Origin of the sequence: Chamaesiphon polymorphus CCALA 037 (assembly GCF_003003845.1) — a bacterium.
GTDB lineage: Bacteria > Cyanobacteriota > Cyanobacteriia > Cyanobacteriales > Chamaesiphonaceae > Chamaesiphon > Chamaesiphon polymorphus.
This window is the reverse complement of sequence record NZ_PVWO01000197.1, coordinates 1-9,861: the sequence shown is the minus strand read 5'-3', so window position 1 is coordinate 9,861 and position 9,861 is coordinate 1. Positions and strand designations below refer to the sequence as shown.

Below are 9,861 nucleotides of genomic sequence, written 5' to 3'. Positions count from 1 at the left end.
GTTAAGGTTACAGGCTTGCTCATTGTCAAACTTTAACCCAATTTGACTACCTCTCTCCAAAATGAGCGAACCGTGAGCCTTAAAGGGTTTGGTAGATATCAACTGGTACATAGTTAAGCTCAATGATTCCTTGTGGGTACCGTTGGATGTGTGCCTAACACCAGCAGGCTGGAAGATGCAATTCTGGAATAAAAAAGGCACTCGCGAGCAAGCCAGACAATGGCTCAAGGATCGAGAAATTGAGGTCGAAATATCCACAGGAAGCCTATGGAGGCTTGGTTACATCGGCAAAGATAGTCATAAGTCGTATGAAGCAGAACTAGAAGATGTCAGAGCATGGACGATTGACATGTTGAAGCGGCTGACATCACCTGCAATACTTCTGGGTTAATCTTAAAAATAGTTAGTCCGCGAAGGCGGACTTTGCATCACTAGCGGTGACTTCAGTCGCTAGCAGTACTGTACCCGCTAAATCGATCAACCGAATACTAGTCTCCGAAACTAATCCAGATCGAGCGAGGGTTGAAACCCCGATCGCCTAGAATTAGCAAGCCTTCTAGCCATCATCCAGAGCCACACGAAGCCCCCTAAATGTGATAAAATTGAACTAGCGAATTAGTACAATTATCAAGCTGGACGGAGCATTCCATGACTACTTCCCAAGAGCGAATCGTCCCTACAGATCTACGAAATGAGATGTCTCGCTCTTACCTGGAATACGCTATGAGCGTAATCGTAGGACGAGCACTTCCCGACGCCAGAGACGGTCTCAAACCAGTCCACCGACGTATCCTGTATGCGATGCACGAATTGGGTTTGACAGCCGATCGCCCATTTAGAAAGTGCGCGCGGGTAGTCGGGGAAGTTTTAGGTAAATACCACCCCCATGGCGATACCGCAGTGTATGACGCCCTGGTGCGGATGGCGCAAGATTTTTCGATGCGCAATCCGTTAATTAACGGACACGGTAACTTCGGTTCGGTCGATAACGACCCACCAGCGGCGATGCGTTATACCGAGTGTCGCTTGCAAGCTTTGACGATGGATGCCGTACTGCGGGACATTGAGGCGGAAACTGTTGACTTTGCCGATAACTTCGACGGTTCGCAACAGGAACCAACCGTATTACCCGCACGGATTCCACAGCTATTACTCAATGGCTCCTCGGGGATTGCCGTTGGGATGGCGACGAATATTCCGCCCCATAATTTAGGCGAATTAATCGATGGAGTGGTGGCATTAATCGAAAATCCGGACATTACGGATATGGAATTAATGCAATATATTCCTGGGCCTGATTTTCCTACGGGAGCGCAAATTTTAGGTACGTCCTCGATTAAAGAAGCTTACGCAACCGGACGCGGTTCGATCGTCATGCGTGGGGTTGCTAACATCGAAACCCTCGAATATAAGGGCAGACCCGATCGCGAAGCGATTATTATTACCGAATTACCCTTCCAGACGAATAAGGCAGCCTTAATCGAACGGATCGCCGAAATGGTTAACGACCATAAGTTAGAGGGGATCTCGGATATTCGGGATGAGAGCGATCGCGATGGGATGCGGATCGTGATCGAACTCAAGCGGGATGCTTATCCGCGTGTAGTACTCAACAATCTGTACAAGCAAACGCCGATCCAAACCAACTTCGGTTGCAACATGTTGGCGTTAGTAAACGGCGAACCCCAGTTACTCACCCTCAAAAAATTCCTCAGCGTTTTCCTCGACTTCCGGATCGAATCGATTACCCGTCGGACTCGCTACGAATTACGCAAAGCTGAAGAACGCGATCACCTGCTGCAAGGTTTATTAATCGCACTGGCTAACTTAGATGCAGTAATTCGCTTAATTCGCGGTGCTGCGGACTCGGCAACTGCCAAACAAGAGATGATCGAACGGTTCGAGTTATCGGAATTACAATCCGATGCGATTCTGCAAATGCAACTGCGACGACTCACCGCTCTAGAAGCCGATAAAATTCATTTAGAGCATGACGAACTAACGCTCAAAATTACCGACTTACGAGATATTCTCGCTCGTCGCGAACGGATTCTGGCCATCATCCAAACTGAAATCGCCGAAATTAAAGCGACATTTGCTACTCCCCGTCGGACGCTAATCGAGCATGGCGAAGGCGATCTCGAAGATACCGACTTAATTGCCAATGAAAAGTCGCTAATTTTGGTCACCGAGCAGGGTTATATTAAGCGGATGCCCGTCAGCACCTTTGAAACGCAAAGCCGCGCTACACGCGGTAAAAAGGGCACGGGAATGAAAGAAGAAGATGCGATCGAGCATTTCCTGACCTGTTGCGACCACGATACGATCCTACTATTTAGCGATCGCGGCGTAGTTTATACGGTCAAAGCTTACCAAATTCCCGTCTCATCGCGAACGGCGCGGGGGATTCCGATCGTCCAAATGCTACCGATTCCCCGCGAGGAAAAGATCACCTCAGTGGTACCCGTAAGCGAATTCTTGGATGATGAATACCTAATTATGCTCACGCAGAAGGGATTCATCAAAAAGACCGCCCTATCGGCATTTGCTAGCGTTCGTGCCAACGGTTTGATCGCGATTTCGTTAGAAGAAGGCGACAGCTTGCGGTGGGTACGTCGCGCCAAAGAAACCGACAGCGCGATTATCGGTACTCGCAACGGGATGACAATTCACTTCCGAACCGATCGCGATCAGCTCCGACCCTTGGGAAGAGCCACGCGCGGGGTCAAATCGATGTCGCTCAAGAAGGGTGACGAACTGATCAGTATGGATATCTTACCCAGCCAAGTCATCGCTCAAATGGTGGCTGCCAGCGAAGATCCGGGTGTAGAGGATATCGATGATACTGTCGCTGAAGATGTTGTAGTTCCCGCAGGTGAAGGGCCGTGGATTTTGGTAGTTACGACAGGCGGACTCGGCAAACGCGTCCCCGTAACTCAATTCCGCCTCCAAAACCGTGCCGGAATGGGCGTCCTGGCGATCAAGTTCCGCAAAAAAGGCGACAGATTAGCCGCTCTACGAGTAGTCAATCCCGATGAGGAGATGATGATCGTCACCAATCGTGGTATTATCATCCGTCAAGCGATCGATGCCATCTCCTCCCAATCCCGCATGGCTACTGGGGTACGGGTACAGAAACTAGATGACGACGATGCCATCATGGCAGTCGCGATCGTGCCAGCCTCCAATGGTGAAGAGGAACTAGATACTGACGCCGATGCCGATGTCGTCGAACTAGAAGAAGCGTAGATCGCTTAAATCGATCGCAATCTAGTTTAGAGTAAGACCGCGATCGACATTCTATTTAGACTTCAGTTAAAAACTTGCTTTAAAGGTTATCGCTGCCATCGTCCATTAAATTTATGGGCGGTTGCCAGCGATATTTTTTGAGATCGATTCGATCTTCGCGCTGAAATTCTACACCTTCATTTTCTAATAAATTTTTCTGTAAATAGTCGCCGCCACAGCGCGCTATGGAGTAGGAAATTTCGCCCTTGGCGTTGACAACTCTTTGCCAGGGAATATCCGAAGCGATATCCACTTTAAATAGCGCGTAACCTACCAACCGCGCTTTACCATACAATCCAGCCAAGTCGGCAACTTGCCCGTAAGTGAGCACTTTGCCACACGGAATTTGCTTGACGACGGCATAGATTTTGGCGTAATTAGAGGAGCGTGCTGCCATGGGTTGGGTTGGGTTGGAGGTAGGATCTAGAATCGATCGACTATTCTAAATCTGATGTCGATCGAAATAGATGTTGGTGTTGGGGATGGTATAGTCGCGAACGCGTTGGGGTGGAATCTGCACTATTACCATCGATTTGGGCGAGCGCGGGGCTGATAATGTACATCGTGGTGCGGACTAATTGTTCGCGGGTGGTGACAGCAGCCATCTCCGTCAGGGGTACAACGAGGATTCGTTCGTCCTCCCAGCCGACGCGAAAACAAATGGCTACAGGCGTTTCTGGGGGGTAATGGCAGAGTAATTTGGCTTGTGCTGTCTCGACATGTTTTGCGGCTAAATAGAGGCACAGGCTCGACTGGTGGGCTGCTAAACTAGCTAAATCTTCGGCTGGCGGTACGCTAGATGCTCTACCCGTAGGGCGCGTGAGGATAATTGTCTGGACGATTTCGGGAACGGTGAGTTCGACTTGGAGTGTGGCTGCGGCGGCTTGATAAGCACTAATTCCGGGTATTAATTCGACAGTAATATTCGCGGCTTTGAGGGCGTGAATTTGTTCGCTAATGGCACTATATAGGGACAAATCTCCAGAGTGCAATCTGGCGATCGTTAAACCCGATTTCACTCGATCGAGTATTACCGATACAATCTGTTCGAGGGTGCGATCGCTAGTTTTGATAATCTCTGCATCTGGGCGAGCATGTTGCAAGATGCGATCGGGTATCAGTGAATCGGCATATAAAATTGTATCGGCAGTGGCAATGATGCGCTGTCCTTTGACGGTTAATAAATCGGGATCGCCAGGGCCAACGCCGATAATATAAACTTGGGGTATAAGTGTTCGATCTGCTATCAATTTTATTCCCTTGCTTTTATGCTTTCAAATATTTTAAATCGATTTAAATAGCGAATATCTTAGCTGGTGGGCAGTGCCCACCATTTTTAATATTCTCAATTAAAATTCAAGTTATGACTTGAATTTGAGAACCTTTGGATGTTTTATGTACCTCAATCCGAGTTTGGAAAGCTTCACGAAATTGAGGCATGTGAGTGACAGTCAAAATACAGGCAAAGTCAGCAGAAATCGCATTAATTGCGGCAATCAATCGATCGCAACCTTCGCGATCTTGGGTGCCGAAGCCTTCATCGACAATCAGCATTTGTAGGGGCGTTCCGGCTCGTTGAGAGAGGAGTTTTGCTAAGGCGAGGCGGATGGAAAAGTTAATCCGAAAGGCTTCGCCACCGGAATAAGTTTCGTAGGATCTGGTACCGTTGGCATCACCAATGACGATATCGAGGGTATCGATATATTTAGCACTTTTGACGCTGGCTTTTTTGACACGGCTACCTTTAGTTGCTTTTTGAGTGATAAATTGGACGTGGAATTGATTGTTACTGAGTTTGGAGAGGATTTGATTACTTTCAGCTTCTAGTTGCGGTAAGATATTTTCGATTACTAAGGCTTGAATGCCATTTTTGCCAAAGGCTTTGCTAAGTTCATCGTAGATTTTTTGCTGTTGCTTGTAGGCTTCTAATTGCTGTTGTTGCGATCGCAGTTGTTCTTTAATTTGATGGAGTTGCGTTAGCTGTTGCTCTAAACTACCGATAATTGAGAGATTATTATCTAGTTGTTGGCGACGTTCGGTGAGTTGGTATTCGATCGCCAGAATGCGCGCATCGTTATCGGGAATTTTAGCAATTTCTAGACCGATGCGATCGATCTCTAACGTCGATTTTTGACGATCTTCTGTATTTTGACGTTCGTTAGTCTCTAGGATTTTAATTCGCTCTATTAGTTGGGGCTGAGTTTGTTTGGCTTGTTGGAGTTCTTGATATTGCAGTTGAATCGATTGAGATTCGCGCAAGGTAGTCGTAATTTGGTTGTGATGATTGCGATCGTATCCCAACGCTTCGATCTCGTGAATTACGGCTTCTAATTCTAACTTTAGATCTGAATTAGTTTGCAGTGAATTAATATTTTCCTCGATCGCGGCGATCTCAATTTCCAATCGTTCTTTGCGCTCGATCGATTGTTGCTGCTTGCGCTCGGCTTCTCTAATGCGTTCTTGCTTGACTTCCGCCCAGCGTAATTTATCAACTTCACCTCTAGCCAGAGCGTGACTCTGTTCGCTATAGTTAGTTGCTTCTAGTTGAATTAATAGTCCTGCAAGTTCGGTTTGCAATTCGCTGGCATAACTTTTAGACTCGATGGCGAGTTCGATTTGCGATTTCTCGATCGCAATTTCGTCAAGATTGACTTGCAATTCGGCGATCGAATCTAACTGAGCTTGGAGTTTACCGCGTTGTTCGCGTAGATTTTCCGATCCGGCTAGTTCGCGATTTAGCTGCTTGTATTGAGCGATTAGATCTTCACGTTCGCGGACATATAAAGAATGTTCTTCTTGCGCTGCTGAAATCTGGCGATCGATATTTTCGCGTTCGCTTTTGGCACTAGTTAAGACATGCTCCCAGTGATTTTCATCTAAAGGTCGATCGCATACCGGACAACTAGCATCAGGGACTTCTAATAATTCTAACTTGCGATCGAGTTCTACTAATTGTTTTTGATAATTACGCACATCGGCATCTAACCGCTGAATATTCTCTTTTTTAACCAATCCTTTTTCTTCGATCCGTTTCTGATAGACCTTTTTATTGTCCAGTTCGGTAATCTGAGTATCGAGCAAATTTAGGCGATCGATTAATTGCGGACGTTCGTTAGTTTTAATTTTTATCTGCTGCTCTCTGAGGATTAACTCGTTGAGTTTCGCCTGAATTTTAGCCGCCTCTCGATCGATTTTACCCGTCAACACTACTCGTTCTTGTTGGAGCGGTAATACTTCTGCTTGCAAGCGATCCAATTCTGTTACGCGCTGACGACATAATTGCAATTGAGCGATCGCTTTGGTAACATCGCCAGCAGTGGCTAGCGTGGTAGCTAATTCTTGTTGTTGTTGAATGACTAATGCTAATTCGGCTTGACTTCTACCGAGAGTTAGTTGCAACTCTTGAGTTTGTCGCTCTAGTTGTTGTTGTAATTGTTGCTGCTTGAGTTGGCTTTGTTGGTAAGTATCAAATTGGCGATCGAGGACTGCTACTTGCTGCTGTAGAGCTTGATAAGCTTGATAAGCGACTGAAATCTCATCCGATCGAATTAAGAGACTATCCAGACGATTCTTATCGGTATTTAGCAACTGAAGATCGGCTTGGATCTGGGTGGCGGCTTGAATTAATTCGCGATCGCGTTTTTGCTCCCAAATTAATTGCTGTTGCCAAGTTTCTCGCTGTCTGGCGATCGTTTTAAAACTTTCTAATTCTTGTTCCTCAAGCACTTGTAGCTGTTGCAATCGATCGATCTCGACTTTGACGGTATCGCGTTGCTCGGTAATCCCATCAATTTGGGCTAATTGCAACTCAGCTTCGGCTAAATTCTCCGTCAATACCTCCGCCTGAAGCTTAAACTGTTTCGCCGTATCCTTAGCTCGATCGGCTAATTGCTCGTAGCGATCGAGCTTCAATAAATCTGCTAAAATCTGCTTGCGATCGGTTGGCTTTTTAAGCATGAACTCATCAGCTTTACCCTGTCGTAAATAGGCAGAATTAATAAACGTATCGTAATCGATTTTGAGATAATCATCGATTAAGGCTTGTGTCGATCGAATTCCCTTTTGAGTTAGCGTCCGAAATTGTCCGCCACTCGTCTGAATCTGAAATTCTAACCCGCCAGTACTATCGCGTTGGCGAGAGCGAATAATCCGACAAGTCTCGCCGTGCATCATGAAGGTAAAATCCACCCGCACGTCCATCGCACCATTACTAATCGCGTCATCTTCACTCACCGCGCGACACTCACCCCAAATTGCCCAAGTAATCCCTTCTAAGAGCGAAGACTTCCCCGCACCATTGGCACCGCAAATACAAGCGGTATGCAGCCCTGTAAAATCTAAACTGGCTTCGCTATAGCTGAGAAAGTTTTTGAGAGATAGTTGCAGAGGTATCACGATCGATCGCTGGGTAGAGTTGACCTAGACTCTATGATAGAGAGTTTTGGCACGCTTGTGGTATTTTTGTGCTAGTTGAAAGGGTGGATGGGTGGATGGGTGGATGGGTGGATGAGTGGATGGGTGGATGAGTGGATGGGTGGATGGGTAATGGGTAATGGGTAATGGGTAACAGAACAATTCTCTCTCCACCTGCTCCCCGCTCCCAACTCCCAACTCCCAACTCCCAACTCCTACGGAATTAAGAACTACCAAATTGTAGACAAACTCAGGAGTAATATACGTGTGAGTAGTGTCAATGTTAAAACAATGGTGGCCAATCGGTTTATTAGGAATTGTGTTGACGTTAGCGGGTTGTAGTAAGCCCCAAGTGAGTGCTACTAACAATCCTGAAGTTGCTGTCAGTACTAATCCGGTGCCATTAGCCGCGCCTAAAGATGTGTGGATGAACCAGTTCGAGCAACTTAATGGTACCCCGTATCTCTATGCACCGATTTATGTAGCAGATCGAGAGCGTCAAAGCATTCTCAAACAGATTAAATCTGGTAGTTATAGCGAGCGCAACGACTATGGCGAACTGGATATTCGTAACTATATGTTCGTGCATCGAGATAACTTGTCAGCGGGTAAATTACTCACCAACAATAGCTCCCGGATTATAGAGCTAGAGCAAATTGGCGAACCTGTCCCACCTAGCAAGTCAAACCCCAATCCGATGAATGGTGCAAATGGGATTAAAACAGTCAAAACACTCTGGTATGTTCGGGCTGTAGCAGATACAGATGCCGATAAACTACTCAGTAAATTAGACCGCAAAGAAATCGGAATTTCTGATGTTTCTGGGGCAAATTATACGGAAGTCATTAAGGATATCGATCGAATTTTATTAGTTTCACGGCTGGGAATCGATCGACGTGTAGTAATTTACACATCAGGGAGCAAGCGGTTTGTAGCTAATATAGATATCCCCACTCGCAAAGCCACGATTAAGGAGCTACCACCAATCAGTTAAAAATCGCATAAGCGGTTAGAAACCGCTCCTAGTGATGCGAAGTCCGCCTACGCGGACTAGTTAATCAGTCCGCGTAGGCGGACTTCGCATCACAAGCAACGACTTCCAGTCGTTGTCTAATTATCTGGCTATTAAATAGCAACTTAGATTAAGTTAATCGATCGCTAGTGATGGGCGTCCAATGTTTTTTGGGAATGGTGCGGTACACTAGAGGGTGGAAGGACGAGCAGCACGAGTGTGGGAGGAAGTTGTTGTGGATGAGTTACGAACGGCATTAGAATTGGCGACCGAAGACGAACTACAACAATTAACCAGGATTCTCTTTAGCCGTAAGTTCAATCCTCTAGACTACGTGCGTACCCCAGACTTGGTAGAAATTCAGAGTCAAGATCGGGACATCTGGCTAGATTCGATCGAAGATCGCTTTCGGTTTTTGGCAGCGGATGGGATTACTGTCTTGCAAGGACGGACTCATGCTGTCAGCTACCGTCAGACATTGGTACAGGTGTGTAGATATCTCAAAATTCCTTATTCCAATCAGCTCAGTACCACCGATTTAGAAGCGGAAGTCTTTCTGCATTTAATGGGTAAAAGTTGGCATAAGCTACCGTCTGGAGATCGCGATGCGCTGACGCTCAGAGTCCAGAAATCTTTGGCAAATACCCGCTTCGACCAGCCCTTACCCGCTCACATTCAACACGACCCGATCAAACTAATTTTAAAGGGCAGTAGCGCGATCGTGGTTAGTTCGGTGCTCAAACCATTGGTACTCCATCAAATCGCCCGTCAATTTGCATTTCATTTTGCCAGCTACGAAGTTGCCAAACAAACCCTGATTCGGGGCGGATTGGCCGCTACCAGCCAACTGCAAAGCTACATATCTCTATATATGGCTAAACGCGGCATGATGCTTTCAGCGACCCAGCAGGTGGCTGTACGCGGTGTGTTTACCATTTTAGGGCCAGCCATGTGGGGCTGGTTTTTTGCAGATTTGGGCTGGAGATCGATTTCGACTAATTACGGTCGCATTATCCCGACGATTGTCGCCTTAGCTCAGATTAGATTGACTCGTTCGCATAGCGTCTTCGGAGAAGAATCGAGCGACTGGGACTTAAGTTATTGTTAAACAGTACGAGTTAGTGCCGAACAGCCCGTGATGCATCTGC

At 46.7% G+C, this 9,861-nt stretch carries 7 protein-coding genes; 4 read left to right on the top strand and 3 right to left on the bottom strand.

All coding sequences use genetic code 11. The annotated features are described in order from the left end of the window. The first annotated feature begins 88 nt into the window (after positions 1-88). Both C7B77_RS15535 and gyrA read left to right on the top strand, forming a co-directional pair. Entirely contained in the window at positions 89-391 is a 303-nt protein-coding gene (locus C7B77_RS15535) for a hypothetical protein (RefSeq protein ID WP_106306536.1), read from the top strand. Positions 392-648: 257 nt separating this feature from the next. Next, complete coding sequence (gyrA, locus tag C7B77_RS15530) at positions 649-3,249, top strand: DNA gyrase subunit A (protein ID WP_106306533.1); 2,601 nt, start codon at positions 649-651, stop codon at positions 3,247-3,249. A 79-nt stretch (positions 3,250-3,328) separates the two neighbouring features. Here the strand turns inward: gyrA and C7B77_RS15525 are convergent, their stop codons facing one another. The 3 genes from C7B77_RS15525 to sbcC form a co-directional block, all read right to left on the bottom strand. Beyond that, positions 3,329-3,685, bottom strand: coding sequence for an MGMT family protein (locus C7B77_RS15525; protein ID WP_106306530.1), 357 nt, complete (start codon positions 3,683-3,685; stop codon positions 3,329-3,331). 40 nt (positions 3,686-3,725) lie between these two features. Beyond that, entirely contained in the window at positions 3,726-4,538 is an 813-nt protein-coding gene (gene cobM, locus C7B77_RS15520) for a precorrin-4 C(11)-methyltransferase (RefSeq protein WP_106306527.1), read from the bottom strand. A 106-nt stretch (positions 4,539-4,644) separates the two neighbouring features. Continuing rightward, a complete protein-coding gene (gene sbcC / locus C7B77_RS15515; RefSeq protein ID WP_106306524.1) occupies positions 4,645-7,683 on the bottom strand; it encodes an exonuclease subunit SbcC in 3,039 nt (1,012 codons plus the stop codon). 298 nt (positions 7,684-7,981) lie between these two features. Between sbcC and C7B77_RS15510 the strand changes: the two genes are divergently transcribed. Then, positions 7,982-8,695, top strand: coding sequence for a hypothetical protein (locus tag C7B77_RS15510; protein WP_106306521.1), 714 nt, complete (start codon positions 7,982-7,984; stop codon positions 8,693-8,695). A 253-nt stretch (positions 8,696-8,948) separates the two neighbouring features. Beyond that, on the top strand, positions 8,949-9,821 hold the full coding sequence (locus C7B77_RS15505; protein ID WP_106306519.1) for a YaaW family protein: 873 nt from the start codon (positions 8,949-8,951) through the stop codon (positions 9,819-9,821). Positions 9,822-9,861 lie beyond the last annotated feature (40 nt).